General features: G+C 70.7%; 25 protein-coding genes. 16 read left to right on the plus strand and 9 right to left on the minus strand.

Annotation, left to right across the window (positions count from 1 at the left end; genetic code table 11):
• Positions 1-28 precede the first annotated feature (28 nt).
• Both BR31_RS0118715 and BR31_RS0118720 read left to right on the plus strand, forming a co-directional pair.
• Positions 29-2,824: a cation-translocating P-type ATPase gene (locus BR31_RS0118715; protein WP_027502318.1), complete on the plus strand. Its 2,796-nt coding sequence runs from the start codon at positions 29-31 to the stop codon at positions 2,822-2,824.
• A gap of 50 nt (positions 2,825-2,874) precedes the next feature.
• Positions 2,875-3,708 carry a class II glutamine amidotransferase gene (locus BR31_RS0118720; protein WP_231496575.1) on the plus strand — a complete coding sequence of 278 codons (834 nt, stop codon included), beginning with the start codon at positions 2,875-2,877 and terminating at the stop codon, positions 3,706-3,708.
• 64 nt (positions 3,709-3,772) lie between these two features.
• Here the strand turns inward: BR31_RS0118720 and BR31_RS0118725 are convergent, their stop codons facing one another.
• Positions 3,773-6,262 (minus strand): FtsX-like permease family protein, encoded by a 2,490-nt coding sequence (locus tag BR31_RS0118725; RefSeq protein ID WP_027502320.1) that lies wholly within the window; start codon positions 6,260-6,262, stop codon positions 3,773-3,775.
• A 4-nt stretch (positions 6,263-6,266) separates the two neighbouring features.
• Positions 6,267-7,019 carry an ABC transporter ATP-binding protein gene (locus tag BR31_RS0118730; RefSeq protein ID WP_197023652.1) on the minus strand — a complete coding sequence of 251 codons (753 nt, stop codon included), beginning with the start codon at positions 7,017-7,019 and terminating at the stop codon, positions 6,267-6,269.
• Positions 7,020-7,130: 111 nt separating this feature from the next.
• Here BR31_RS0118730 and BR31_RS0118735 point away from each other — a divergent pair, with 111 nt between their 5' ends.
• The 3 genes from BR31_RS0118735 to BR31_RS0118745 all read left to right on the plus strand — a co-directional run bounded on the left by BR31_RS0118735 (position 7,131) and on the right by BR31_RS0118745 (position 10,186).
• Positions 7,131-8,381, plus strand: a complete 1,251-nt coding sequence (locus BR31_RS0118735) for a sensor histidine kinase (protein WP_027502322.1) — start codon at positions 7,131-7,133, stop codon at positions 8,379-8,381.
• The gene (locus BR31_RS0118740) at positions 8,369-9,007 is read left to right on the plus strand and encodes a response regulator (RefSeq protein ID WP_027502323.1); all 639 of its coding nucleotides are present in this window, start codon (positions 8,369-8,371) and stop codon (positions 9,005-9,007) included. Before BR31_RS0118735 ends, BR31_RS0118740 begins: the two co-directional genes overlap by 13 nt.
• A gap of 75 nt (positions 9,008-9,082) precedes the next feature.
• Complete coding sequence (locus tag BR31_RS0118745) at positions 9,083-10,186, plus strand: serine hydrolase domain-containing protein (protein WP_027502324.1); 1,104 nt, start codon at positions 9,083-9,085, stop codon at positions 10,184-10,186.
• Positions 10,187-10,199: 13 nt separating this feature from the next.
• Here the strand turns inward: BR31_RS0118745 and BR31_RS0118750 are convergent, their stop codons facing one another.
• Complete coding sequence (locus BR31_RS0118750; protein WP_231496577.1) at positions 10,200-10,967, minus strand: IclR family transcriptional regulator; 768 nt, start codon at positions 10,965-10,967, stop codon at positions 10,200-10,202.
• Positions 10,968-11,216: 249 nt separating this feature from the next.
• On the opposite strand from BR31_RS0118750, the gene BR31_RS0118755 reads away from it, so the two are divergent.
• The 9 genes from BR31_RS0118755 (at position 11,217) to BR31_RS0118795 (ending at position 19,586) form a co-directional block, all read left to right on the plus strand.
• Positions 11,217-12,284, plus strand: coding sequence for an NrtA/SsuA/CpmA family ABC transporter substrate-binding protein (locus BR31_RS0118755; protein WP_027502326.1), 1,068 nt, complete (start codon positions 11,217-11,219; stop codon positions 12,282-12,284).
• A 1-nt stretch (position 12,285) separates the two neighbouring features.
• A complete protein-coding gene (locus BR31_RS0118760) occupies positions 12,286-13,149 on the plus strand; it encodes an ABC transporter permease (protein ID WP_027502327.1) in 864 nt (287 codons plus the stop codon).
• A complete protein-coding gene (locus BR31_RS0118765) occupies positions 13,146-13,946 on the plus strand; it encodes an ABC transporter ATP-binding protein (protein ID WP_027502328.1) in 801 nt (266 codons plus the stop codon). Before BR31_RS0118760 ends, BR31_RS0118765 begins: the two co-directional genes overlap by 4 nt.
• 9 nt (positions 13,947-13,955) lie before the next feature.
• The gene (locus BR31_RS0118770; protein WP_027502329.1) at positions 13,956-15,002 is read left to right on the plus strand and encodes an ABC transporter substrate-binding protein; all 1,047 of its coding nucleotides are present in this window, start codon (positions 13,956-13,958) and stop codon (positions 15,000-15,002) included.
• On the plus strand, positions 14,999-16,099 hold the full coding sequence (locus BR31_RS0118775; RefSeq protein ID WP_027502330.1) for an LLM class flavin-dependent oxidoreductase: 1,101 nt from the start codon (positions 14,999-15,001) through the stop codon (positions 16,097-16,099). The genes BR31_RS0118770 and BR31_RS0118775 overlap by 4 nt, the downstream gene beginning before the upstream one ends.
• Entirely contained in the window at positions 16,096-17,283 is a 1,188-nt protein-coding gene (locus BR31_RS29215) for an LLM class flavin-dependent oxidoreductase (RefSeq protein WP_051637559.1), read from the plus strand. The genes BR31_RS0118775 and BR31_RS29215 overlap by 4 nt, the downstream gene beginning before the upstream one ends.
• Positions 17,284-17,311: 28 nt before the next feature.
• The gene (locus tag BR31_RS0118785) at positions 17,312-18,019 is read left to right on the plus strand and encodes a class II aldolase/adducin family protein (protein WP_027502331.1); all 708 of its coding nucleotides are present in this window, start codon (positions 17,312-17,314) and stop codon (positions 18,017-18,019) included.
• Between the two features lie 102 nt (positions 18,020-18,121).
• The gene (locus BR31_RS0118790) at positions 18,122-19,069 is read left to right on the plus strand and encodes an ABC transporter substrate-binding protein (protein WP_027502332.1); all 948 of its coding nucleotides are present in this window, start codon (positions 18,122-18,124) and stop codon (positions 19,067-19,069) included.
• A 73-nt stretch (positions 19,070-19,142) separates the two neighbouring features.
• Positions 19,143-19,586 (plus strand): MaoC/PaaZ C-terminal domain-containing protein, encoded by a 444-nt coding sequence (locus BR31_RS0118795; protein WP_027502333.1) that lies wholly within the window; start codon positions 19,143-19,145, stop codon positions 19,584-19,586.
• Positions 19,587-19,594: 8 nt separating this feature from the next.
• On the opposite strand, the gene BR31_RS0118800 is transcribed toward BR31_RS0118795, so the two are convergent.
• Positions 19,595-20,725, minus strand: a complete 1,131-nt coding sequence (locus BR31_RS0118800; RefSeq protein WP_027502334.1) for an epoxide hydrolase family protein — start codon at positions 20,723-20,725, stop codon at positions 19,595-19,597.
• 83 nt (positions 20,726-20,808) lie between these two features.
• Between BR31_RS0118800 and BR31_RS0118805 the strand changes: the two genes are divergently transcribed.
• Both BR31_RS0118805 and BR31_RS0118810 read left to right on the plus strand, forming a co-directional pair.
• Positions 20,809-21,279: a MarR family winged helix-turn-helix transcriptional regulator gene (locus BR31_RS0118805; protein WP_027502335.1), complete on the plus strand. Its 471-nt coding sequence runs from the start codon at positions 20,809-20,811 to the stop codon at positions 21,277-21,279.
• 186 nt (positions 21,280-21,465) lie between these two features.
• A complete protein-coding gene (locus BR31_RS0118810; protein WP_027502336.1) occupies positions 21,466-23,508 on the plus strand; it encodes a CocE/NonD family hydrolase in 2,043 nt (680 codons plus the stop codon).
• A 9-nt stretch (positions 23,509-23,517) separates the two neighbouring features.
• Here the strand turns inward: BR31_RS0118810 and BR31_RS0118815 are convergent, their stop codons facing one another.
• From BR31_RS0118815 to BR31_RS29235, 5 genes are all read right to left on the minus strand, one after another.
• Positions 23,518-24,099, minus strand: coding sequence for a TetR/AcrR family transcriptional regulator (locus BR31_RS0118815; RefSeq protein ID WP_027502337.1), 582 nt, complete (start codon positions 24,097-24,099; stop codon positions 23,518-23,520).
• Positions 24,100-24,239: 140 nt separating this feature from the next.
• Positions 24,240-24,908: a hypothetical protein gene (locus BR31_RS29220; RefSeq protein ID WP_197023654.1), complete on the minus strand. Its 669-nt coding sequence runs from the start codon at positions 24,906-24,908 to the stop codon at positions 24,240-24,242.
• Positions 24,908-26,044 carry a hypothetical protein gene (locus BR31_RS30685; RefSeq protein ID WP_051637560.1) on the minus strand — a complete coding sequence of 379 codons (1,137 nt, stop codon included), beginning with the start codon at positions 26,042-26,044 and terminating at the stop codon, positions 24,908-24,910. Before BR31_RS30685 ends, BR31_RS29220 begins: the two co-directional genes overlap by 1 nt.
• Entirely contained in the window at positions 26,044-26,349 is a 306-nt protein-coding gene (locus BR31_RS0118835; RefSeq protein WP_027502338.1) for a hypothetical protein, read from the minus strand. The genes BR31_RS30685 and BR31_RS0118835 overlap by 1 nt, the downstream gene beginning before the upstream one ends.
• Complete coding sequence (locus tag BR31_RS29235) at positions 26,346-26,708, minus strand: SAV_915 family protein (RefSeq protein ID WP_051637567.1); 363 nt, start codon at positions 26,706-26,708, stop codon at positions 26,346-26,348. The genes BR31_RS0118835 and BR31_RS29235 overlap by 4 nt, the downstream gene beginning before the upstream one ends.
• Positions 26,709-26,819: the final 111 nt, after the last annotated feature.

Consider the following 26,819-nt stretch of genomic DNA (forward strand, 5'->3'; position numbering starts at 1 on the left):
TCCGAGTACCCGGCGAGGAGCAGCGGTCATGGCCACCACGGAACCAACACCCGACCAGGTCCGCCAACGCGCCACCGCCGAATCCGGCGAAACATGGCACGCCGAGGACGCAGACACCGTCGTCGCGGCGCTCGGCACCGACCCGCGATCGGGTCTGACGGAGACCGAGGTCGACGCGCGGCGGCGGCGATACGGGGGCAACGAGATCGCGGCCGAGCCGGCGCCCTCGACGTGGGCGATCGCACTGCTGCAGCTGACGGACCCGATGAACCTGATGCTGGTCGCGGTGGCGGTCGTCAGCGTGATCATCGGCGAGGTGCCGACCGCGATCGTGGTCGCGGCGCTCGTCGTGCTCAACATCGTGCTGGGCACGCAGCAGGAACTGAAGGCCCGCGCCAGCGTGGACGCGCTCGCGAAGATGCAGACGCCGCAGGCCCGGGTGATGCGCGACGGGGTCCTGACCCAGCTCGACGCGACCGACCTCGTGCCGGGCGACATCGTCGCGCTCGAGTCGGGCGACATCGTCCCCGCGGACGGTCGACTGTTGCGGTCGGCCACCCTCGAGACCCAGGAGGCGGCGCTGACCGGTGAGAGTGCACCGATCGCAAAGGATCCCGGGACGCTCGACACCGCCGACGTCGCTCTCGGCGACCGCAGCAACATGGTGTTCCAGAACACCTCGGTCACCCGCGGCACCGCCACCATGGTGGTCACGGAGACCGGCATGCGCACCCAGATGGGCCTGATCGCGTCGATGCTCTCGGCCGTCGCGCCGAGCAGGTCCCCGCTGCAGCGCGAGCTGAACTCGTTGACAAAGGTGCTGTCCGTCATCGCCTGGACGGCCGTGGCGATCATCGTGATCCTCGGTGTGCTGCGCGGGCAGAGCCTGACAACGCTACTGCTGCTCGGCATCTCGATGGCTGTCTCGGCCATCCCGACCGGTATGCCGACCTTCGTCCAGGCGATGCTGGCCTACGGGGCGCGCCAGCTCGCCGAGGCGAAGGCGATCGTGAAGAACCTCAACGATGTCGAGACCCTCGGTGCCACGAGCGCGATCAACTCCGACAAGACCGGCACGCTGACCATGAATCAGATGACGGTGCGCTCGCTGTACTTTCACGGTCGGTGGTTCGCGGTGGACGGCGAGGGCTATGGCAAGGCCGGGACGATCGCACACGTTGCGGGGGAGGTGGTTCCGGACTTCACCCTGCTCGCCTACGGGTTGTGTCTGGACAGCGATGCCACCGTCTCCGACACGGGGGAGGTCGTCGGCGATCCGACCGAGGCCGCGCTGGTGGTGCTCGCGGCCAAGATGGGCGTCGACGCCCCGCTGACCCGGCAGACCTATCCGCGTGTGGCCGAGGTGCCGTTCGATTCCGCGTACAAGTTCATGGCGACCTTCCATCACCTCCATGCCCGCGGCGACACGCGATTCGTGGAGCTGGTCAAGGGCGGGCCCGACGTGGTCCTGGAGCGGTGCGCGACCGCGTTCGTCCCCGGTGGGGAGGTGGTGCCATTGGCCGAGGTCAGGGGCGAGCTGACGGCCGCGAACCGTGCGATGTCGGAGAAGGGGCTTCGCGTGCTGGCCTTTGCCACCCGGCTGCTCGACGGTCGGGAGGAGGCCGTGACCGCGGACCCGATGTCGTTCGTCGAGGACCTCACGTTCGTCGGCATGGTGGGGATCATCGACCCGCTTCGGCCGGAGGCGATCGATGCCGTGCGCACCGCCCACGCGGCGGGTATCGACGTCCGCATGATCACCGGCGACCACGCGATCACCGCAGCCGCGATCGGCGCCGAACTGGGGCTCGGGCCTGGCGCGATCGGCGGCGCCGAACTCCAGGCCATGACGGACGAGGAACTGACGGCGGCCCTGCCGGAACTCCACGTCTTCGGCCGCGTCACGCCGCAGGACAAGCTGCGTCTGGCCGACATCATGCAGCAGGGCGGCGCAATCGTGGCCATGACCGGCGACGCCGTCAACGATGCCGCCGCGCTGAAGAAGGCGGACATCGGGGTGGCGATGGGGTCGGGAAGCGAGGTCACCAAGCAGGCAGGACGGATGGTGCTGACCGACGACAACTTCGGGACGCTGGTCACCGCGATCCGCCTCGGTCGCGGCATCTACGAGAAGATCGTGTCGTACGTCCGCTACCAGATGGCCAAGCTGTTGGCGCTGGTGCTGCTGTTTCTCGTCGCGAGCGTGTTCGACATCAACGACGGCATCGCGCTCACCCCGCTGATGGTGCTGTTCCAGAACTTCTTCGTCACCCTGTTCCCGGTCGCCGTCATCATGCTCGACCCGCTGCCGCCGGACCTGATGAGCAAACCGCCCCGGGATCCGAAACTCCCGATCGCACACCGGAAGGCGTTCATCCAGTGGCTCGCGTACGGGATCCTCCAGTTCGCCGTCACCCTCGCGGCGATGCTCCTGGCCCCCGGTCCGATGAGTTCGACCGAGGCGAGCGTACCGATGACGACGGCGTTCGTGGTGCTGTCGTTCGGTTCGGTCCTCAGCGGCCTGGTCATGAGGCGTGACCCCGAGTCCGGCCTCGCCGCACCCGTGCTCGGCGCGCTGAAGATCCTGTCCGTCCCGATCATCGTCACCGTGTTCGCGGTCGAGACCGGCTTTCTCCAGAACCTGCTCATGACGACGTCCCTGACGGGTGGGCAGTGGCTCGCCTGCATCGGTTGGGCACTGATCGTCCCGGTCGTGATCGAGGCGGAGAAGGCGATCCGGCGCCGCAGGCGTCGACTCGCGGGGCCGCCCGAACCCATCACCGCCGCCCTCGCGGTCGCCCCTGGCCGGGCACGCGTCAGCTGACCCCGCGAACGACCGAGCACGACGGGCGGAGTTCGGTGTTCAATTGAGGTATGTGTAGGTGGATGGCCTACTCGGGAGAGCCGATCCTCGCGGAGGACCTGCTGTTCCGGCCTGAACACTCACTGATCGACCAGAGCCTGCACTCCCGGCTCGGCGCCACGACCACGAACGGCGACGGCTTCGGCATCGGCTGGTACGGCGAGGGCGCCGAACCGGCGGTGTTCAAGAGCATCGAACCGGCATGGAACGACTCGAATCTGCGCGAGATCGCCGGTCAGCTCCGCACTCCGCTGTTCTTCGCGCACGTCCGGGCGTCGACGGGGACCGCGGTGCAGCGCAGCAACTGCCATCCGTTTCGGCACGGGCGCTGGTTGTGGATGCACAACGGCGCCCTCCGCGGGTTCCACGAGACCCGGCGCGACCTGGTGACCGCGATCGACCCCGCACTGTTCCCGGACCTCGAGGGGTCGACGGACTCCGAGACGCTGTTCTTCCTCGCCCTGACCTTCGGGCTCACCGAGGACCCCTTCGACGCAGTCGCCAGGGCCGTCGGTCTCGTCGAGGACGTCGGCCGTGCCCACGGAGTCGACCATCCGGTCCAGATGACGGTCGCGACGACGGACGGCGAATCCACCTGGATCTTCCGCTACTCGACCGAGGGGCAATCGAGGTCGCTGTTCTTCTCGACCGAGATCTCCAGGCTGCGGGAACTCCACCCGGAGGTGCCCGTCCTCCACCAGCTGGGTGGGGAGACCCGGTTCGTGGTCTCCGAACCGTTGCGCGAGCTTCCCGGCGCGTGGAACGAGGTGATGGAATCCTCGGCCGGGGTGGTCAGGCCGGGACGGGACGAGCTCCGCGCCTTCCGGCCGATCCCACCGACCTGAGACAGCACTCGTGCACCGGAGCCGCGCACCCGGCACCGCGGGACGGTGCCGGGCGCGACGGGTCCTACTCCCGGGAGGAGATCGCCGCGACCGGGTCGGCGCGCAGCCTCGCGCGGGTCGGTATCGCGAGCGCGAGCAGTCCCAGTGTCACGGTGACGGCGATGATCGCCGCGTAGGTGACGGGGGAGACGGCGGGGATCGGCTGCCCGGAGACCCCGAGGCTGACCCCCACCAGCGGCGGCAGCGCGGTCAGCGTGCCGACCACCGACGCGATCGTCACCACCATCACCGCCTCGGCGCGCATCATCGCGCGCACCTGCCTGCGGCTCGATCCGACCAGTCGCAGCAACGCGAACTCCCGGCCACGCTCGGCCGTCGCCATCACGAGGGTGTTCACCACCGCCACCGCCAGGTAGGCCAGCAGCACCGACAGCGCGATCAGGCTCGTCCAGGACTGCGCGCTGCGCTCGGATTCGCCCGCCGCGCCGAGCCCGTCGCGGTCGATGACGGCGTAACCAGCCGCGGTCAGTGCGGCGCCGACCTCGGACCGCCTGCCGGGCTCGGCCCGCACCAGCACGCTGTCGTCCAGGCCGCTCGTGGTGTGGGCGCGCACGACCTCGTTCGCGAAGGTGATGTCGCCGAATCCGAGCCCGCGCCCGTAGGTCGCGACGACGGTGGGGCTGACCGCGGTGCCGTCGCCGAGGTAGAGCGTGGCGGTCTCCCCGAGCCCGACGCCGAGCGTCTGGGCGGCGTCGCTGCTCAGCGCGACCGTGCCCGGTCCGGCCAGCGCGTCCATGCTGCCGGACTCGACCTCCAGATCCATCGTCGCGACGGTCGCGGCCGGGTCGACGCCCTGCGCCGCATACCGCTCGGTGGTGGTGGACTCGCCGTCGAAGCGCGGGGCGTAGACCTGGCTGCGGGCAATGGGATTCGCCGCCCCGACGCCGGGCGTCCGGCCGATCGCGTCGACGGCTGCGGGGGACAGTCCCGACCCGGTGCCGGTGACGAGGAAGTCCGCGGTGACACCCTCCCTCGACTGGGTGGCCGCCTCCGCCGCGACGGTGCTCTGGACGAAGATCTGCACCGACCCGATCGCGATCGCCAGGGCGAGCGGGGTGATGGCCGCGGCGAGGCGGCGGGCGTTGCCGCGGGTGTTCGCGGCCGCCAGGAACAGGGCGGGCGATCCCGACCGGCGCAGCGGCCCGCCGAGCGCGGCCACCGCGCCGCTGACCAGGCGCGGCCCCAGCAGTCCCACCGAGATCATCAGCAGTACAGCGGCACCCCCTGCGCCCGCGAGCGCCGCCTGGCCCCCGATCACGGCGGGCAGCAGAGAGATCACCAGACCCGCCGTGCCGAGGACCAGCCCGGTGATCGTCCGTCCGCGGCCTAGGCGGGCCGGGGTGGCCGATGCCTCCGCCAGCGCGTCGATCGGATTGATCCTGGCGGGCCTGCGCGCGGCGATGGCCGCGGCCGCCCGTGCGGTGATCAGGCTCAGGGCCACGGCCGCGACGGCGGGCAGCGGGCCGAGGGCCAACGCGAAGTCGGCGGGCAGCAGTCCCGCTCCCGCGAAGCGAGACCGCAGGTAGCCGGCGAGGACGTAGCCGGGGACGGTGCCCGCGACCGCGGCGACGCCCGCGACCAGCATCACCTCGCGCCCGACGAGCCGGTGAATCTGACCCGGGGTCGCGCCGACCGCGCGGAGCAGTGCGAACTCGCGCCTGCGCTGCTGGATCGACAGCGACAGCGTGCTGGCCACCACGAACATGGCGATCATCACCGCGGTCCCGGCGAATGAGATGCCGATCATCACCAGTTCGGTTCGCGCGCCGCCCGCGTCGAGGAACTCGGCGTCGCCGCGGGCCCGTCCGGTGTACGTCTCGACCTCGGGCAGCCGCTCGCGGATCCGCTCGGCCAGCGCGGTAGCCGTGACGCCGTCGGCCGCCGTGACTCCGACGGTGTCGATGTTGCCCGAACGCGGTGACAGCGAATGGACCTGGCCGTCGGACAGGAACACGTGTGCGGCCCGGTCCGGGGTCGGGTTCGCGCCCGCGACGCCGACCACGGTGTAGTCGTCGGCGATGCCGCCGTGCGCCAACGAGATCCGGTCGCCGATGCGGGCCTGCTCGGCGCCGTCCACCACGACCTCGCCCGCACCGTTCGGTGCCCGTCCCTCCCGGATCTCGTAGGGCGTCAGCGCGGCGGAGGCCCAGCCGTGCGCCTGCACCGGCCTGCCCGACCACGTGAGCGGAACGCTGAGGTCGGGGACGGCCCGGGCCACGCCGGGAATCGACTCCAGTTCGCCCACGATGTCGGCCGCCAGAGGCGCCCGCTCCGCGAACGGCTGGTCGATGTCCTCCTCGACGACGAGCGACTGCGTGCCGCCGACGACGACGTCGGCGCCGGCGTAGCGCTGTGGCTCGATCCCGCCGCGGATCCCGGACTCGATGAGAACGCCGAGACCGGTGACGAGCATCGCGGCGAACAACACCGCGACGAACATGCCGACGAACCCGCCGCGGTGCGCGCGAATATTCGCGCCTGCAAGCGATCTCATCGGGTCACCACTCCCCGAGATGGGTCATGTGGTCGGCGACCTGCTGGGCGCTCGGCCGGTCCAGGTGACCGACGAAGGCACCGTCGGCGAGGAACTGCACCCGGTCGGCGTACGAGGCGGCGATCGGATCGTGGGTGACCATCACGACGGTCTGCCCGAGCTCCTCGGCGGTACGGCGGAGCAGTTCGAGGACCTGGCGGCCGGTCCGTGAATCCAGTGCGCCGGTCGGCTCGTCGGCGAACACGGCATCGGGCCGGGTCACCAGGGCCCGCGCGATCGCGACCCGTTGTTGCTGGCCGCCGGACAGCTCCGCGGGCCTGCGCCCGCGCAGATCCGCCAGGCCGACGGCGCCGGTCACGAAGTCGAGCCAGCCGGGGTCGGCGCCGCGACCGGCCAGCAGCAGCGGCAGGGTGATGTTCTGTTCCACCGACAGCGCGGGCAGCAGGTTGTATGCCTGGAAGACGAAGCCGACGTGGTCGCGCCGGAACACGGTCAGCGCCTTGGGCTTGAGCCGGGAGATGTCGGTGTCACCGAGCCAGACGGAGCCCGACGTCGGCTGGTCGAGGCCGGCCGCGCAGTGCAGGAAGGTGCTCTTGCCGGAGCCCGACGGGCCCATGACGGCGGTGAAGGCCCCGCGGGGCAGGGTGAGGTCGATGCCGCGCAGCGCGGTCACTCCGGCGGGGCCGGACCCGTACCTCTTGCTGACCTGCTCGAGTCGGACGGCGGCGACGGGCGGGCTCAGAACCTGTGTGCTCATGGATGTCGACGCTATGGACGGCCGCGGCGGCGGACGATCCCGCGCGCTACCGAATCCATGGTGTGGCTGGCTATACCGACAGCGCCCACGGGGGTGCGGCATGCTGGGTGCATGGCGAGGACCGGGCGGCTGCGGAGCTGGTGGCGTGCGCTGCGCTATCTGGCGGCGGAGGGTGTCGCGGGCATGGCGTCGATGGCGCTGCTGGTCGCCGGGCTGGTGCTGATGATCTTCCTGCTGTTCGGGCCGGGCCTGCTGCTGGCACCGAGGGCGGTGCGGCTGCTGCGATGGTGGACCGGGCTGGCCCGGCGCCGGGCGGGGTGGTTCTCGGGCGAGGTGCTGCCCGAGCGATACCTGCCGATCCCGGCCGACCCGACGTTCGAGGACCTGCGGCGACTGGCGACCGCGGCCTCGACCCGTCGGGACGCAGGCTGGCTCGCGGCGCACGCGTTGATCGCGCCCGTCGCGGGCCTGCTCGCGGTCGCGCTCCCCGCCGGTGCGGTCAATTCCCTGCTGATCCCGGCGTACTGGCAGTTGATGCCCGCCGACGAGCCGGTCACCAACATCTACCCGGTGACATCGTGGTGGGGGGCTGCGGCCATGCCGCTGGTCGGTGTCGCCTACGGCGCGCTGGCGCTGTGGCTGACCCCGCTGATGGCGCGCGGGGTGTGCGGATTGGCCGTGCGGCTGCTGGCGCCAACTCGGGAGTCGCGGCTGGTGGAGCGGGTCAGCGCGCTGACCGCGAGCCGCGCGGCCGCCCTCGACGCGCACGCCGCGGAGCTCCGCCGGATCGAACGGGACCTGCACGACGGCGCCCAGAACCGGCTCGTCGGGGGGGGGATGATGTTGGGTATCGCGGAACGGTCGCTGCGGACGAATCCGGAACAGGCCTTGCCGCAGCTGCTTCGGGCCCAGGACGCGGCCGCCGACGCGCTCGCGGGCCTGCGCACCATCGTGCACGACATCTACCCGCCGATCCTCGACGAGCTCGGGCTCGAGGGTGCGGTCTCGGCGCTGGCGGGCCGGTGCGCGGTGCCGTGCGTGCTGGACCTGGGCGGCTTGCGACGGGCGCCGGTCGCGGTGGAGTCGGCCGCGTACTTCGTGGTGGCCGAGGGACTGACCAACGTGGTCAAGCACGGCGGCGCGGGCGGGGTGACCGTCCGCCTGTGCACGGCCGACCGGGATTCCGGCGAGGTGCTGCGGATCGCGATCACCGACGACGGGCACGGGGGAGCGGTCGAGCGGGCGGGCGGCGGGCTGAGCGGGATCAGGCGCAGGGCCGAGGCCTTCGAGGGAACGATGGAACTGGCCAGCCCCGAGGGCGGGCCGACGACGCTGAAGGTGGAGCTGCCGTGCGGATCGTGATCGCCGAGGACGATGCCCTCCTGCGCGAGGGTCTGGCGCTGTTGCTGCGCGGGGAGGGCTTCGAGGTCGTCGCCGCGGTGGACAACGCCGAGTCCTTCCTGGAGGTGCTGGATTCCGCGGATGCCGCGGTGCTCGACGTCCGGATGCCGCCGACCTTCACCAACGAGGGGCTCAAGGCGGCCGAGGAGGCGCGACGGCGCAGGCCGGGGTTCCCGGTGCTGGTGCTCTCCGCGTACGTGGAGGACCGGTACGCGGGCAGGCTGCTCGCCGAGGGCGCGAACGGGATGGGGTACCTGCTCAAGGAGCGCGTCGGCCGGGTCGCCGAGTTCACCGACGCGCTGCGGAGGGTCGCCGCGGGCGGCACGGTGATGGACCCCGAGGTGATCTCGCAGCTGATGAGCCGCAGGCGGTCCGACGACCCGATCCGCTCGCTGACCCCACGCGAGTCCGAGGTGCTCGGCCTGATGGCCGAGGGCCTGGACAACGGCACCATCGCCGGCCGGCTCGTGGTCAGCGAGACCGCGGTGAGCAAGCACATCGGCAACATCTTCGCCAAGCTCGGGCTGTCCGCCTCCGACAGCGGACATCGTCGGGTGTTGGCGGTGCTGGCGTACCTTCGCGGCTGAGGTGAGGGTGTGACGGCGGCGATATCAGGGTAAATCCGGATGCGCCGAACGGTTCTCGCGCCATAGGGTCGGGGCATGAAATCTGCTGCGGTCGCGGTCGGTATCTCGGTCCTCCTGCTCGCCGGATGTTCGGACACCTCGGATCCCGTGGTGGTCAACAGCTTTCCCAATCGTGCGGCCGTGCAGGCCGACCTGGACGAACTGGTCCGCTCGACCGTGGGCGGCGCGGTCGCGACCCTGTCCGTTCCAGGCGAGACGGTGGAGCTGCGCAGCGGGGTGGGCGACCGGGTGACCGCCGAGCAGATCCCGGCCGGCGCGCAGGTCCGGATCGGCAGTGTCACCAAGACATTCGTGGCGGCCATCGTGATGCAGCTGGTCGACGAGGGGAAGGTCGAGCTCGATGCCCCCATCGATCGCTATCTGCCCGGCGCACTGGTCGCGGAGGGTGTCGACCCGGGGGCGATCACGGTCCGGCAGCTACTGCAGCACACCAGCGGCCTGCCCGAGTACTCCGATGACCCGCGCATCACGCAGACCTATCTCGGCAGCGGCGAACGGTTCACCCGCCAGGACCTGCTCGCCATGGCGATGGCGCACCCCGCACAGTTCCGCCCCGGTGAGCGGATGAAATACACAAACACCAACTACCTGGTGAACGGGATGCTGGTCGAGAAGGTCACCGGGAACACGGTCGAGGACGAGCTCGCGAGCCGGATCACCGGGCCGCTGGGGCTGACCGACACCTACCTGCCAGGGACGGGGGAGAAGCAGATCCGCGGACGGCACCCGTCCGGCTACGAGTCGGACGGGGGCACCATCGTCGAGATGACGGCGACCGAGCCGTCCGGCCCGTGGGCCGCGGGCGCGATGGTCTCGAGCGGGCCGGACCTGACCACGTTCCTGCGCGCGCTGGTCGAGGGCCGGCTCACCTCGGAGGCGTCCTGGGCCGCGATGACCGACATCGTGCCGATGGATCAGCCCGGCATGTCCTACGGGCTCGGGTTGATGTCGGCGAAACTGTCCTGCGGCAAGATCTTCTGGGGGCACTCCGGCGACATCCCGGGATTCCACACGCTCTCCGGTGCCACCGAGGACGGCCGGGCCGCGGCGATCACCGTCACCCAGGCGCCGCCGCAGGAGGTCGACACCCTCGCCCTGCTCAGTAACGCCCTCTGCTGAATTCGCCGCAGCGTCACTGCATGACGGCGGCGATCTCGCGGGCGGTGACCCTGGCCAGTTCGACGAAGAAGGGCACCCGTTCGGCGATCATCAGCTCGGTCGGCCCGCGCAGTCCCAGCGCGAACCGGGCGAGACCGTCGTCCCCGACGATCGGGACGCCGATCGTCCGGTACCCGGCGGCCAGCTCCTCGTCGTTGAAGGCGTAACCCCGCTCGCGGGTCAGGGCCAGCTCCTTGCCCAGCTCCTGTGGCCCGGGAACCGAACGCGCCGTACCCGTTTCGTAGGGCAGCCGGCCCAGCTCGTCGTCGGTGACCTGGGACCACGCCAGCAGGGCCTTGCCGAGCGCGCTGGCGTGCAGCGGCAGCCGGACCCCCTGCAGCTGGTGGCCGTCGGCCTCCCGCCACCGGCTGGTGCCGAGCAGCACGGCGTCGTTGCCGTATCGCGTCGCGATCGAGGCGCTCGCGCCGGTGGTGGTGGCGAGCTGCTCGAGGTGCGGCTCGGCGAGGTAGATGCGGTGCTGCCGGTAGGCGATCTGGCCGTACTCCGCGAGCGCGCCGCCGAGACGGTACCGGCTCGACTCCGCGTCCTTGTCGAGGAAGCCCGCGTCGACGAGGGCGGCGAGCAGTCGGTGCGTGGTGCTGACCGCGAGCCCCTGGAGGCGGGCCACCTCGGACACCCCGAGCTCGTCGCCGCCGCGGAAGCAGCCGAGCACCGACAGGGCGCGGGCGACGGTCTGCACGGAGCCGGTCGCCGTGGGGTTGAGGTCTGAGGGGGTCTCCACGTCGCGACGCTAACACGTGCGGCGGGGCCGAGAGCTTTCCATTATTAGGAAAGCTGCCCCGATGGGTCCGGGTGGCGTCGGTATCCGGCGGCAAGTATTCGGCAGCAGTGCTGGTGGTCCGAGCGCAACCTGCCGGACCCCGCATCTGTCAACATTTCCAATCAACGGAAAACTATACCTATCCGGTGGGGTTTAGCTGGCCTAGTTTTCGGGGCGTAGATCGACCAGCCTCTCGAACAGGAGCCCCCGATGTCCCGCAACCGCCGACTTCCCCGAGCGCGCCTCGCGCTCGCGCTTCTCCCCGTCGTCGCCCTGGTTGCCGCCTGCGGGTCGGACTCCGAGGCCCCCGCGGACGCCGCCGGCTCCGCCGAGCCGACGTTCGTGCTCAAGGTGACCGACCCCGGCAACGCCGGACCGCTCGCGGTCGGCAAGCGCGACGGCACGTTCGACGAGGCGCTGGCCCCGCTCGGCGCGAAGGTCGAGTGGGTGAAGGCGCCGCCCGCGTTCAGCGCGAACCTCAAGCTGTTCAACGCCGGTCAGCTCGACGTCTCCGGCGGTGCGTACAGCCCGGTGGTCGGCGCGCTGTCCAAGGACGTCGCGGTGCGGATCATCGCCGTCGCGGACCCGGTCGACCAGGACCAGAGCGGCATCATCGCGTCCCCTGGCTCGGGGGTGAAGGAGGTCAAGGACCTCGTCGGCAAGCGCATCGCGGTGAACCCCGCGGGTAAGGGCGAGTACATCACCCTGAAGGCGTTGCGCCGGGCCAACATCCCGTTCGACCAGGTCGAGCGGGTGCCGTTGCAGCCCTCCGACGCCGCGTCGGCCTTCTCCACCGGCCAGGTGGACGCGTGGGCCTCGTTCAACGACCCCTACCAGGAGGCCAAGGCCCGCGACGGCGTGGTGGAGATCGCCACCGAGGCCAGCATCGATTCCAAGGACAACACGATCGTCGCGTTCCGCACCGCGGTGCTCGAGGAGCGCCCCGACGTCGCGGCCAAGTACCTCGAGACCCTGCAGGCGCTGACCGAGCGGCAGCGCAGCAACCCGGAGGACTACCAGAACGTCTTCGAGAAGGCGGGCCCGCGAGCGCTGTCCGGCGAGCGGCTCGAGCGGGCGCTCGATCTCGGCCGCAGGGCCGCGGTCCCGCACTACCCGACCGCGGCCGACGAGGCGGACCTGCAGGAGGTCGCCGACCTGTTCTTCCAGAACGGTGTGACCATCCGCGCGCTCACCGCCAAGGACGTCTTCTATCCGCTGCAGTCCAAGGTGGACGCGACCGCCCAGGTCCAGTCGGCCCCGACGAAGTCCGGGAACTGACATGGCGCTGCTGACCCCGCCGAGGACGCGGGAGGATCGCGGCGGCGGGCAAACCACACTGGAACTCGAGGAGCCGCGGTACCGCGCCGGCCGCACCCGGCCCGCCTGGGTGTCGATCCCGCTGCGCTTCCTTGTGCCCGCACTGATCGTCGCGGCCTGGTGGATCGGCTCGGCCACCGGAGCGATCCCCGAGGAGATCCTCGCCGGACCGCCCGCGGTGTGGAGCGCCTTCACCGAGCTCTACCAGACCGGGCAGCTGGTCGACTTCTCCATCGCGTCCTTCAAACGGGCCGCGGTCGGCGTGTTCTTCGGCGTCGTGATCGGCCTGGCGCTCGGGGTGCTCGCCGGACTGTCCAGCCTGGGCGAGGAACTCATCGACTCCACGATGCAGATCAACCGGGCCATCCCGTTCCTGGCATTGGTGCCGCTGTTCATCGCCTGGTTCGGCATCGACGAGACCTTCAAGGTGCTGCTGATCGCGGTGGCCACCGTCGGCCCGATGTACGCCTACACCTACCTCGGTGTCCGCAACGTGGATCGCAAGATGGTCGAGGCCGCCCAGAGCTTCGGCCTGCGGGGATGGCGGCTCGTGTTCGGCGCGATCCTGCCGGCCGCGCTGCCCGGGGTGCTGATGGCGCTGCGAATCTGCCTGTCCATCAGCATCACCGGACTCATCGCCGCCGAACAGGTCGGCACCAGGGAGGGCATCGGCTACCTGGTGACGCTGGCGCAGGAGTACAACCGCACCGACTACATGGTGCTGTGCGTGGTGCTCTACGCGGTGCTCGGCCTGATCTTCGACGGCATCGTCCGGGTGATCGAGAAGTTCGCGATGCCCTGGCGGGGACAGGTGGCGGTCCGATGAGCGCCCAGGATACCGCGTTGCCGCCGCTGGCGGTCCGGGAACGCACCGCGACGGCGGCCCGCGACCGGCGGGCGGGCGAGCCCGTCGCCGTGTCGCTGCGCGGGGTCAGCAAGGCGTTCGGGGACAAGACCGTCCTCGACGGTGTTGACCTGGAGATCCACCGCGGCGAGTTCGTGGTGTTGCTCGGCCCGAGCGGCACCGGCAAGACGACGCTGCTGCGGCTGCTCACCGGCCTCGAAAGGCCGGACGCAGGAAAGATCCTGGTACCCGGCCAACGCACCACCGTCTACCAGGAGCCGCGGCTGATCCCGTCCAAGCGGGTGCTGGCCAACGTCACCGTCGGGCAGCGCCGGACCGCGCAGAACCGGGAGCGCGCCGCCCGCTCGCTGGCCGAGGTGAACCTGGAGGCCAAGGCGCGGCAGTGGCCGGCCACCCTGTCCGGCGGCGAGGCGCAGCGGGTCGCGCTGGCCAGGGCCCTGGTCCGCGAGCCGGAGCTGCTGCTGCTCGACGAGCCGTTCGCCGCGCTCGACGCGCTCACCCGGCTGCAGATGCAGGACCTGGTCGGCGATCTCGTGGCCCGGCACCGCCCCGCGGTGCTGCTGGTCACGCACGACGTCGACGAGGCCGTGCGGCTGGCCGACCGGGTGCTGATCCTCAACGAGGGCCGGTTCGCGGTGGACGTCGACATCGACCTCGCCAGGCCCCGCGACCGCACCGACCCCGAGTCCCTCCGCTACCGCGCCGCCTTCCTCGCCGAGCTCGGCGTCGGCCGCACCGCTTCCCCCACAACCACTTAGGAGCCCGAGATGACCGCAGCAGTTGACACCACCCTCGACACCCTCTGGTACACCCGCTGCCCCGTGCCAACCGCGAGCGGCCTCGCGCACAGCCTCGGCTGGCTGGGGGAGACCGCGGCCCAGGCGGGCGTCAGCCTCGGCGTCCTGCAGGACGCAGGCCCGGAGCTGGCCGTCCGCCACTTCGACCACCAGCTGCTCGGCCTGGTCCGCGAGGGCGGCAACGTCCCCGCGATCGCGGCCCGCGCGCAGGGCTCGCCGACCCGGCTGATCGGGCTGACCTGGATCGACGAAGCGCAGGCCATCCTCGTCGGGCCGGACTCCACGGTCGCGGGCGCCGCCGACCTGGCCGGCCTGCGGATCGGCATCCCGGCCTGGGCGCAGGACCAGGCGCGCAGCTTCCCGCGCGCGATGGCCCTGCACGGCTTCGCGAACGCGCTGCGCCTTGCCGGCCTCACCCTCGCCGATGTCACCGCGGTCGAGGTGGAGGTGGAGCGGAACCCGCAGGTGCGCAGCGCCGTTCGGGACCAACGGCGCACCACGACCTGGGGTGTCGACGAGCTGCTGCGTGGCGAGGTGGACGCCATCTACGTCAAGGGCGCCCGCGCCAAGGAGGTGGCCAGCGAGCACGGCCTGCGGGTCGCGGTGGACCTCGACGCCACCGAGGCGAAGCGGCTGCGCGTCAACAACGGCACCCCGCGCCCCATCACCGTGCACGCCGACCTGCTCGAGTCCCGGCCCGAGCTGGTGGTCGGCTTCCTCGCCCAGAGCCTGCGCGCCGCGGACTGGGCGGCCGACAACCTGGACCGCGTCCGCGAGGTGCTCGCCCGCGAAACCCTTTCCGGCCCGGAGGGAGTCGTCGCCGCGTACAAGGAGGGCTTCCACCTTGACCTGCACCCCTCGCTCTCCGACGAGCGCGTCGAGCTGATCGGGATCCAGAAGCAGTTCCTCTACACCCACGGGTTCCTGGCCGCCGACTTCGACCTCGAATCCTGGGTGGCCCGAGAGCCTCTGCAGCAGGCCCTCGAGCTGCTGGCCGCCGGAAAGGTGCCGTCATGACCGAGTTCCTGTGGCGGCTGCCCTCGCGAGGGGACGGCAGGCACGCGTCGCCGGGCTCGCGCAACCGTGGCGGGTTCGGCGGACCGCAGGTGCCCACCGTGGCGACGGACCTGCGCCCCGGTAACTTCGGGCCCTTCGACGACCTCGCCCAGGTGGTGCTCGCGGCCGAACTGTCCGGGCTCGACGGGGTGCTCGCGCCCTACGACCCGCTCGGCGAGGAGTCGTGGATCGTCGGCGGTGGCGCGCTGCGCGACACCAGGCACTCCCGGGTGATCGTCGAGTTCCACCCCTCCTTCGGCACCCCCGTCTACGCGGCGAAGGTGTCCGCGACGCTGCAGCGGCTCTCCGGGGGCCGGCTGTCCTGGCGGTTGCAGGTGGAGACCGACGAGGCCGACGCCCGCGCCCGCGGGGACCGGGTCACCGGCGTGGACCGATACACCAGGGCGGCGGAGTTCCTCACCGTCGCGCGCGGGGTGTGGAACGAGACCCCGGTCGCCGGAGCCGGATTCAACGGCACCGGGTTCGACTTCGACGGCGATTACTTCGACGTCATCGACGGCGGGTTCCGCGGCATCCTGTCCGGGCTGCCGTTCCCGACGGTGTACCTGTCCGGCGACTCGGAGCAGGCGCTGGAGCTGTCCGCGCGGCACGGCGACGTGCACCTGTTCGTGGAGACCGTCGACGGGGTCGCGGCATCGGTGGCCGACCTGCGGCGCCGGTCGCTGGCACAGGGCCGCACGGTGCGCGCCGGCCTTGAGCTGCCGATCATCGCCCGAGAGACCGAGGACGAGGCCTGGGCGCGGGCCGAGCGGCAGTGGCACGAGATCCACGACGACGGCGTCGGAGCGCGTTCGCTCGACCTCGGCGGCGGGCGCTGGGCCGGCTTCACCGAGATCGGCTACGAGCAACCGATCGGTCTGGTCGGCAGTTACGAGCAGGTGGCGCAGCGGCTCTCGGAGTACGTCGAGGCCGGCGTCGACAGCATCGTGCTGGACGGACACCCGCACATCGAGGAACTGCACCGCACCGGCGAACACCTGCTGCACCTGGTCGACCCGGCCGGACGCACCCTGGCTGGTCAGGAGGCCACCGCATGAGCATCGACTTCTACTGGCGCATCGGGATGGAGGGCGACCACGCGTCGCTGCGCACCCCGCGCCGCTACAACCGCGGGGAGGCGAACGGGCACGGTCCCGGCAACATCGCGCCCGCGATCCGCGGCGGCGAACTCGACGGCTACGGCTACATCGACCACATGGCTGCGGTCGCCAGGGCGTCGGAGTCGGCGGGGTTCCTCGGCGGGCTGCTGCCGTCGTTCCCGGTCACCGAGGACCCGTGGGCGGTGGCGGCGGCGCTGGCCCGCGAGACCACCACCTACCGGTTCATGGTCGCCTTCCAGCCCGGCTTCCTGCATCCCGTGCAGGCGGCGCGGATGTCGGCGAGCCTGCAGCGGGCCACCGGCGGCCGGCTGGTCTATAACATCATCAGCGGCGGCGGGGGACCGGCGCAGCTGTGGTGGGGCGACAAGGTGAACCACGACGACCGCTACGCGCGCACCAGCGAGTTCCTCGACGTCCTGCGCGGGGTGTGGGACGGCGAGCCCTACGACCATGACGGCCGGTTCTTCCGGACCGCGGGGGCCGCCCTGCCGCCCGGGCTCGCCGGCCAGCCCTTCCCGGAGGTCTATTTCTCCGGTTCGTCGGCAGCCGCGGTCGGCGCCGCCGGGCTGCACAGCGACTACTACCTGTCCTGGCTCGAGCCGTTCGGCGACCTGCGGGCCAAGTTCGACGGCGTCCGCACCCACGCCGAGAAGCTGGGCCGCACACCGAAGTTCGCGGTCCGGATCGACGTCGTCGCCCGGCACACCGAGGAGGCCGCCTGGGCCGAGGTGGAGAAGGGCTGGGCGTTCGTCGACCGCGACGCCGCCAACCGCGCCGCCCAGGGCGACTCGGTCGGCGCGGCCAGGATCAAGGGCTGGGTGCCCGAGACCATCACCGGCTACCGCGATCTCGAGGTGCAGCCGAACGTCTGGGCCGGGTTCAGCCTGATCCGCGGCGGCCCCGCTTTCGGCCTGGTCGGCAGCTACGAGCAGGTCGCGCAGCGGCTCGACGAGCTGCGCGAGCTGGGCGTCGACGCGTTCATCCTCGCGGGCAACCCGCACCTCGAGGAGGCCTACCGCGTCGGCGAGGAGGTCCTCCCGTTGCTCCAGGCGGCTCCGCCGCCCGTGAGTCCTTTTGGTCCCCCTGCGGGCCAGAAGGACTCACGGCTCCTCGTTCCCTAGTCCACATTCGAATACCAGGAGAGAAACCATGACCACCACCGAATCCCGCGTCTCCGAGACCGTCACCGCGTTCGTCGAGAGCGCCACCCGCGACGCGGAGAAGGCGTTCCGCGTCTTCCGCGAGACCGGCACCGTCTCCGCCAACGGCACCGTCAACTTCGTCGAGCGGGTGCCAGGCGAGGAGATCGCAGTCGCCCTCAACGAGCCGGGGCCCTGGGCCGACGACCGCACCATCGAGCCCGTCGTCGCGACCTTCGACGGCGAGGTGCTCTCCGGACGCGGCTCCGCCGGCTTCGTCACCGGCTACGCCAAGGTATTCCGCGAGCACCAGGAGATCACCTCGATCGTGCACGTGCACACCCCGTGGCTGGGCGGCTTCGCGCAGACTCACCAGCCGCTGCCGATCCGGTACGCGGCCTCGCAGCGGCTGACGTTGTCGCGGTCCATCCCGCCGCACATCGACCGCAGCATCGGCGCGGGCGACTTCATCCTCGGCGAGCTGGTCCGCGACCCCGACCTGGTCGCGATCTTCGAGGCCAACGGCGGCGTCAACGTGATCGGCCGCGACGGCCTGCTCGAGCTGGCCAAGTTCGTGGTGCTGCTCGAGGAGGGCGCCCAGTACCAGGCCATCGGCGAGTCCGTCGGCGGCACGGTCGAATTCGACAAGACCAACCTCGTCGCCCAGTGGTCCCGCAGCGGCCTGGTCGACGAGGCCCGCCGCCGCGGACTCGTCTAGGCGGCTCCGCCGCCCGTGAGTCCTTCTGGTCCTCCTGGGGGCCACAAGGACTCACGGGCGCGAAGCGCCTCACCCACCCCCCATTTTTCGAGGAGAACTCTCATGACCGTTCGCGTCGGCTACTTCCCGCACAACAACTCCCTGTTCGTCCTGCGTCACCGCGGCATCCTCGAGCGGACGCTGCCCGACGTGGAATGGGTTGACCTGCGCGCCCTTCCGGAGGCCGAGGCGGTGGATCCCAAGACCGGGCTGCCGAGCCTGCACTCGGACTGGCTGTTCACCGAGGGCGGCTACGACGTCATCGGCACCGGCTTCACCCCGCCGCTGACGGCGCTCGCGAAGGGCCACGACGTGGTCTACATCGGCATCTCCGGCCCCCGGGTGGAGAACGGCCGCCTGGTGGCGCTCGCGGAGTCCGGCATCGAGACCGCGGCGGACCTGAGTGGCAAGCGGGTGGGGATCGCACACGGATCCTGGCAGACCACGCTGCTGCTGTTCGCGCTCGAGCGGGCCGGGCTCACCTGGGCCGACATCGAGCCGGTCGACACCGGGGTGAACGACGGCGCCGACGCGCTGCTGCGCGGGGACCTGGACGCGTGGGTCGGGGCCTACCCCGGCCTCGAGGCGCTGGAGACGTCCCATCGGTTGCGCACCCTCGTGGACACCGAATCGCTGTTCAGCCACCCGTCGCTGTGGTTCACCCGCCGGGATTTCGCAGAGGAAAACCGCGAGGCGCTCGAGGCCGTCATCGCGGCGCTGCAGGAGTCCGACGCGTGGATCGAGGCCAACCCGCGCGAGGCCGCGCAGTACTTCGTCGACGACGCCCTCGCCCGCGGCGATCGGGCCGACCTCGACCGCTGGGAGCGCGCGCTGCGCGGGCGCCCGTTCGGCCTGCATCGGGTCAGCGAGGCGTTCCTCGACGAGCAGCAGCGTGCCGGAAACCTGCTGGCCGCCAACGGCCTGCTGCCGAGCCCGGTCGACGTGCACGCCGCCGTGGTGCCGTGGATCGGCGACGCCGTGGAGGCCACCCGGTCCGGCGTTCGCGTCTGACGCGACAACCCCGATCGCGGCGCGCCCGCGCCGATCTGCCCGGCTCGGGGCGGTGTCCTGGCACGATGGACCCATGGACGAGGTGAAGTACGCCGAGGACCTGATGGTCGGCGACGTCATCGATCTGGGCTCGCACACCGTCGGCGAGGCCGAGATGGTGGCCTTCTCGACCGTCTGGGATCCGCAGGACTCCCATCTCGACGCGGGGGCGGCCGCGCAGGGGTACTTCGGCGGACTCATCGCCAGCGGCATGCACACCCTGGCCGTCTACCAACGGCTCGCGGTGCTCGGCGCCTATCGGCACTGGAGCGTGATCGGTGCGCGCGGGCTGCGGGACGTCCGGTTCCTGCGTCCCGTGCGCCCCGGCGATGTGCTGACCGGCCTGATGGTGATCGACGAGGTCGAACTGGACGAGCGCGGCCGCGGGCTGGTGACCACGACCGGACAGCTGGCGGACGCGCAGGGCCGGGACGTCTTCAGCCTGCTCACCGAGGTGTACCTGCACCGCAGGCCCTGACGCCGCCGCTACCCGCGACGGTCACGGAAGAACGCCCGCACGTCGCCCACCAGCAGGTCCGGGACCTCCAGCGCCGCGAAGTGCCCGCCCTCGTCGAACTCGCTCCAGTGCACGAGCGTCGGGTGCGCCTTCTCCGAGATGCTGCGGACCGGCAGGACGATGTCGTGCGCGAACACCGCCATCCCGAGGGGCGCGACGCCCGTCGGCCCGCCGCTGCGCGGGCCGCCCGACTCGAACGTCAGCCGCGCCGAGGATCCGGCGGTGCCGAAGAACCAGTGCAATGACACGTTGGTCAGCAACGTGTCGTCCGGCAGCGGGTACGCCGGGTCGGTCCACTCCCGGACCTTGTCGGCGATCCAGGCCAGCTGCCCGGTCGGTGAGTCGGTGAGGGAGTAGGCGATGGTCTGCGGGCGGGTGGCCTGCATCCGCATGTAACCGGGCGTGTTGGCGAGGAAGTCCCGGATGACCTCGACCCGCGCGGCGTCGTCGTCGGAGAGCCCCTCGGTCGGGACCGGTCCGTGCGGCAGGTAGTTGACGTGCACGCCGATCACGTTCTCGGGCGCCACGACCGCGAGCAGCCGGGACACGCCCGAGCCCCAGTCGCCGCCCTGCGCGCCGTACCGCTCGTAGCCCAGCCGGTCCATGAGCTCCGCGAAGGCGCGGGCGACGCGGGCGGTGTCCCAGCCGCGGTCGCGGGTCGGGCCGGACGGCCCGAAGCCGGGGATCGACGGGATCACCAGGTGGAAGGCGTCCGCGGGATCGCCGCCGTGCGCGCGCGGGTCGGACAGCGGGCCGATTACGTCGAGGAATTCGATGAACGAGCCCGGCCAGCCATGGGTGAGGATCAGCGGCGTCGCGTCGGGTTCGGGGGAGCGAACGTGCAGGAAATGCATGGTGGCGCCGTCGATCTCGGTGACGAACTGTGGGTGGCGGTTGAGAACGGCCTCGTGTGCGCGCCAGTCGTATCCGTCGCGCCAGTAGTCGGCCAGCTCCCCCATCCGGCCGAGCGGGATGCCGTAGTCCCAGCCGGCGTCGTCGAGCTCGTCGGGCCAGCGGGTGCGGGCCAGCCGGTCGCGCAGGTCGTCGAGTGCGGACTGCGGGATGTCGATCCGGTACGGGCTGATGGTCGTGTCGGGCATCGGAACCTCCTGGGGCTAATCGTTGGTGTCGCCAACGATAACAGAACTTGTTGGTGACGCCAACGGTTATTAGGATGGTGCGCATGGAGTCCACCGATGACGGCCCGCCGACCGCGCTGCGTCGATCGCCGACCTGGCTGATGGGGCAGGCGGGCATCCACGCCCAGCGACTGCTCAACGAGCGGATGGCGGAGGCCGGGGCGCACCGGTGGCATTACTCGGTGCTGTCCGCGCTCGCCGAGCACGGTCCGCTCAGTCAGGCGTCGCTCGGCCGCCACTGCCGCCTCGATCGCAGCGATATCGCCGCCGTGGTCGGCGAACTCGAGGGCGGCGGCCACCTCGTGCGCGAGCCGGACCCGCTCGACCGGCGCCGCAATGTCGTCACGATCACCGCCGAGGGGGAGCGGCACCGGCGGCGACTGGGAGCCCTCGCGGTCGAGGCCCAGGAGGACCTGCTCGCGCCGCTCGATGTGGGGGAGCGCGCGCAGCTGATCGCGCTCGTCGAGCGACTGGTCGGGCATCAGGCCGCGCGACAGGGGTCCGGCTGGGCGTAGGTCGGCGCGAATTGCCTTCTCGCGCAACGCTGATACGCGCCTTGGTGGCGGCGAATCGAGGTTAACTTCAGTATTGACGGCGGGTGTATGGGTGGTTACTATCCAGTAAGTTTGTGACGGCGACCACCCGGGGATCGAGCGTCACCGGAGAATCCATGGGGGGTTCGAGTAGCGATGCGCACACGGATGGCTCGACGAGGGTCGCTGTCGCGGACCGGAACGCTGGCCCTGGCGGGAGCCCTGGCGATCGGCCTCGCGGTCGCGCCGGGCGGCGCCGCGTCCGCCGACCCGAGCGGGGGAGCGGACGGCGCGAAGTGGTTGGCCACCGCCGACGCCCCTCCGGAGTACCCGGTCGTCGCGATCGACTGGGACGTGCCGATCACGATGAGCGACGGAACCGTGCTCAAGGGCAACGTCTATCGGCCCGCGGACGCCTCGGGCAAGCCGATCGACACCAAGATGCCGTCGATCCTCAACGTGACGCCCTACACCAAGCTGATCAGCAACGTGGTCGACTCGATGATGGCCGTACCCGGGCTCGAGGACACGCTCGTCGATCTGGTCAACTCCTACGACCTCGCCGGCACCCCGCTGGACGGCGTCGGCGAGACCGCGAAGGTGCTCACCGGCGGCGGGATGCGCGTGTTCGCCGTGAACCGGGACCTCGTCCGCAGCGGCTACACGCAGGTGGTCGTCGACACCCGCGGCACCGGATTCTCCCAGGGGGAGTGGCAGACGCTCGGCCCGCGTGAGCAGCAGGATTCCGTCGAGATCATCGACTGGGTGAGCAAGCAGCCGTGGTCGAACGGCAAGGTCGGCATGGCGGGCGTGTCCTATTCCGGGATCAACTCCCTGCAGGCCGCGGGGTACCGGCCGCCCGCGCTGAAGGCGATCTTCCCGACCGAACCGGGCAACGACCTGATCCGCGACATCGTCGGCACCGGAGGCGGACTCGGCGTCGGCTTCATGCCGATCTGGCTCGCCCTCGTCAACGGGACCAAGCTCATCCCCGACGTGCAGTCCCTCGTGCAGGGGCGGTTCGACCAGCAGTGGCTGCAGGACCGGCTGCGCGATCCGCTCACCCTGATCGCCGAACTGGGCGAGGTGATGACCGTCCCGACCGTGAACGATCTCGATCCCACCACGCTGCGCGTCGCGCAGGACGGCAGCTTCTACCAGGAGCGAAAGGCCAACGTGGAGAACATCGCGGTGCCCACCATGCTCTACGGAGCCTGGCACGACATCTTCGCCAACAGTGAGCCCCGTGTCTACAACGCGATCCCGCTCCCGGCCGGTCAGAAGCAGCTGATCATGAGCGACAACTACCACGTCACCTTCGGCGGCGGATTCGGTGAGGAGGGCGCGCCGCCGCGGCTCGACGTCCTCGAGCGGGCCTGGTTCGACAAGTGGCTCAAGGGAATCGACAACGGCATCGACCGCTACGGCCCGGTCACGCTGTACCAGCAGGGCAACGGCTGGACGACGACCGACCAGTTCCCCCGCGCGGGTGTCGAGTATCAGCGGATGTACCTGTCGGACGCGCCGAGCGGGACCGCGGGCCACGCGGCCCGCGACGGCAGCCTCGTCGCGGGCACGCCGCAGAGCTCGGCGCGGCTCACGGCCGCCCCGGGGCTGCGCGGGTTCTGCTCCCGCGACGGCGCGCAGGGCACCGCGGGCATGACCGTGATCCTGGGCTCGGTGTGCAGCAAGGACTCCCGGATCCAGGAGGCCGAGGGGCTCGCGTTCACCAGCGCCCCTGTCGCGGAGCCGACCGAGCTGTCCGGTCCGGTGAACCTGCACCTGGAGACCGTTCTCGACGCGCTCGACGGCTTCTGGGCGGTCACCCTCAACGACGTCGCGCCCGACGGCACCTCGACCACGCTCACCAACGGGGCGCTGACCGCGTCGCTGCGGGAGGTGGACGAGGCGCTGAGCCAGCGCTCGGCGAACGGGGACTACACCGAACCGCACCACAAGCTGACGGTGTCCGCGCGCCAGCCCGTCATCCCTGGCCAGGTGACGCCCGTCGACATCAACCTCGTGCCCACCGACGCGCTGCTGAAGCCGGGGCACCGGCTGCGGGTGGACGTCTACGCCGCCAGCGTTCCCCGGTACCTGCCGCTCGGCCCGATGATGGCCGACGGCCAGAACCGGCCGCAGCACGTGCAGCTGTCGCCGGACCGCCCCAGCTTCCTGAACCTGCCGCTGGTCGGGGCGAAGGCCTGGTAGCGGGCGACGCTACTGCTGACCCGCCATGATCAGCTTGGCGGTGGTCTCGAGTCGGTCGGCGATCTGGGTGTAGGACTCGTAGCCCATGCCGGCGCGGACGAGCGCCCCGGACCACGCGATCTCGAGGGCCTCGAGCACGTCCGGATCGTGCCCGGGGCCGAGGGCCGCGACGAGGCGGCCGCGGATGTCCTTGCCGATGCGCAACCGCAGGTGTTCGACGTCGGGGTCGTCGCCCAGGATCGCGGTGGTGGCGGCCGCGGCCAGGGCGGGCTCGTCGGAGACGAGCAAGGCGACGTCGCGCAGGACCTGGCAGACCCGGGCGACGGGATCGAGGTCGGTGGGTACCTCCCGCGGGATGGCGGCCAGGCGCCGCCAGAACACCTCCGCGACGAGGTGGCTCTTCGAGGAGAAGTAGGTGTACGCGGTGGCGGCCGCGACGCCGGCCTCCGTCGCCACCATGCGCACGGTGAGGCCGGAGAATCCCTGCTCCCGGAGCACCGCGACGGCCGCTGTGGTCAGCTTGTCGACGGTCTCGGCCTGCTGCTCGGTCAGGCGTCGGCGAGTGGATTCGAACTTAGCTTCGCTAGACACATGTCCAGACGCTACTGGAAGCGGGCGTACTCGGGCAAAGGGGTCGCCGCCGGGCTCGGCCTGCTCACCAGCCCGCGGGCGGGGCCGCCATCAGGTCACCGAAGCAGCGGAACGTGCTGCGGTTTCGGGGGCGGGTGTCGTCAGCCCGGGTGGTCCTCGGTCGGTGGCCTGCCCAGATCGGTGGGCACCTTGAGGACGGAACGCGCCTTGTCCGAGATGTCGCAGTTGCCCGACGCGACGGAGTGGAGGATGCCGTTGTAGACGAGGTCCCACATCGGTTGATTGGATTGCACGTCGCGGATCACGAGGCCGTGAATGGTTCGGCCCGACGAATCGGTCAGATTCAGGACGCGGTTCAGCCCGCTGACCGTGAACCTGATTCTGGTCAGCTCGTAGATGTTGACCCAGTTCTTGTCCTGTTGAACCCACACCGCGCCGGCGGCCAGCCAGTTGCCGTGGCGGGAGAACCACCAACCATGGGCAAGCCATAGTCCGAGCACGAGCCAAGACCACCACCACGTCATCCAGACCAGGCCACCGGCACGCCAGGTCGCGAAACCCGCGAACAGGGCGATGATGCCCAGATCCGCAACACGGATGTCCCGCCTCGAGTGTTGGTTCCATTCGAGGCGCTTTCCAAGATCGTCTGGGCCGGGCAGTGGGTTTCGCGGCTCGCGGTCGACAGGGGTGGGGTTGTACCCGTTCCATTCGCGGGGCGCCCGTGGTGGCCGGGGAAGCCCCGTTGAGGGATCGGGAACCGGGGATGAGTGTTTCAGCGGGTTCACCGAGAACGGGCCATGGCGTCCCATCACTCTCCTCCGGCCCATTCGATGGCCTCACTGACACCCCAACCGATGAAGACACCGCCTACGACGACCGCGACAGTTGCGGGGCCACCCGCCACACTCGCCATCATCAGTTCTGTGGCTACAGTTCCCGCGGCGAAGCCGGCGACGTTCTTACCCACGGCCAGCGCCGCGTCGCCCCTATCCTCGGCGCCCATCACCTCGTCTGCCGTCTGCCACCCCGTCAACACCACACCGGCAATCGGTACCTTCGATCCGACCTTCGACAGCATCGATGTTCCGCCGCTGGAAACGACAGGCGCCGAGATCCTCTGCCACAGGGGATGCCCCGTTCCGCCGGGAAGCATCCGGTTGTAGGGGGTGTTCGAGGCCGCCCTCACCGCGTCGTCGGCGCCGAGTCCGAACCGTTCGGCGGCGTTCATCGCGGATCGGCGCACCGCATCCGGGAGCGGTTCGGCGGCGATTGTCCGAAATCGTTCCGACTGTGCGGTCATCGTGCGGGCGAAGTCGTCCCACGGCGCTTGCTTGGCGACCATGGCCTGCACGTAGCCGGTCGCGAGTCCGGCCCCGAGCCAGGGGGCCTCGTCCAGGAATTCGCCCTTGAAGGTGGTGAATGCCGACCGCTTCTCCAGCATCGCTTCGCGCAGTGCCGCGTGTGCCTGCATCTCGAGCCTTCGTCCCTCGCCCGCCATCGCGAGGGACTCGGCGTACGCGGCTTGCTGTTTCGCGAAGACGGCGTCATCTGCGGGGCTGACGGGTCCCACCGAGACCACGCGTTTCGGATCGCCGATCCACAGCGGGTCACATGGGTTGGGTCCGGCATACAGCCCGGCCTCGAGGGCGATGGCGGCCGCCTGCACCATGCGTTCCTTGGCCGTGGTGATGGCATCGACGAATTGCTGCAGCGTCTTGGCGGTGTCGCGCGCCCGATCCGCGAGGTCCGCGGTCACGCGCTCCAACGCGGTGATCCGGTCCCGGAAGGCGTCGCCCGCGTCGCCGCGCCAGTTCGACTGGGAGGACGACCGTGCATCGAGGAAGGTCCGTGCCTCCTCGTCGGTTCCGTTCGCGATCGCGTACAGCGCGTCGACACAGGCGGTGCACGATTGCGGATCCGCATCGACGGCAACATAGATCGGCATCAGCGATCTCCACCCTGGCCGGGCAGTGCTTGCCCGGTCCTGTCGAGAATCTGACCGGCATTCGTGTCCGACTCTGTGTAGGACGAGGCGTTGACGTGGACGGTGTCGGCTGCGCTCGCTTCGACCGCGGCGGCCTGCGACATCGCTTCCGCCAAGGCCGCCAACACGTCACCGACGAATGCCGTGGATGCGCCCGCATTCGGTAGCTGGGGTGCCCGCGCGGCCAACTCCTGGAGCCCGTTCGCGCCCAAGGCCAGCGAGCGAGCCGCGGGGGAGAGGTCACCGACCTCCATCGGTGAACTCATCGCAGATTCCCTTCGCCCCACGCCGATCCCGACTCGAGCCACGAATCGGGCGGCGCCGCGTCGTCTACCTGAACAGGCTCCGGTGGTCGATGTCGGTGTTCGTTGGGGATGCCGGCATCGACCAGCGCGACGTCGAATCCGGTGGAAGCCTTCACACTGTCGAATCCGCTGCCGTCGATGGCGCTCCAATGCTGGAACGGCCCGCAACAGCGCACGAGACTCGGGATCGACGTGTAGACCGGCAGCGCCAGACGGCCGTCCGGCAAAGTGCGAAGCTCGAGTTGGACCTGCCCGGATGCGTCGCGCGGACGCGTTGGGACAAACAGCACGTCCGTGCCGAATTGAGTGTGCTCGATCATCTTCAGCCCCCCCCGGATCTGATCCGTTCGATGGTAGACCAGGGCGTTCCGCGACGCGCCGGTGCACATCGTTAGCATGGGCACCAAGTAGCGACCGGCCGACAGACGCGG

It is taken from the genome of Rhodococcus sp. UNC363MFTsu5.1 (assembly GCF_000686785.1).
Lineage (GTDB): Bacteria > Actinomycetota > Actinomycetes > Mycobacteriales > Mycobacteriaceae > Rhodococcus_G > Rhodococcus_G maanshanensis.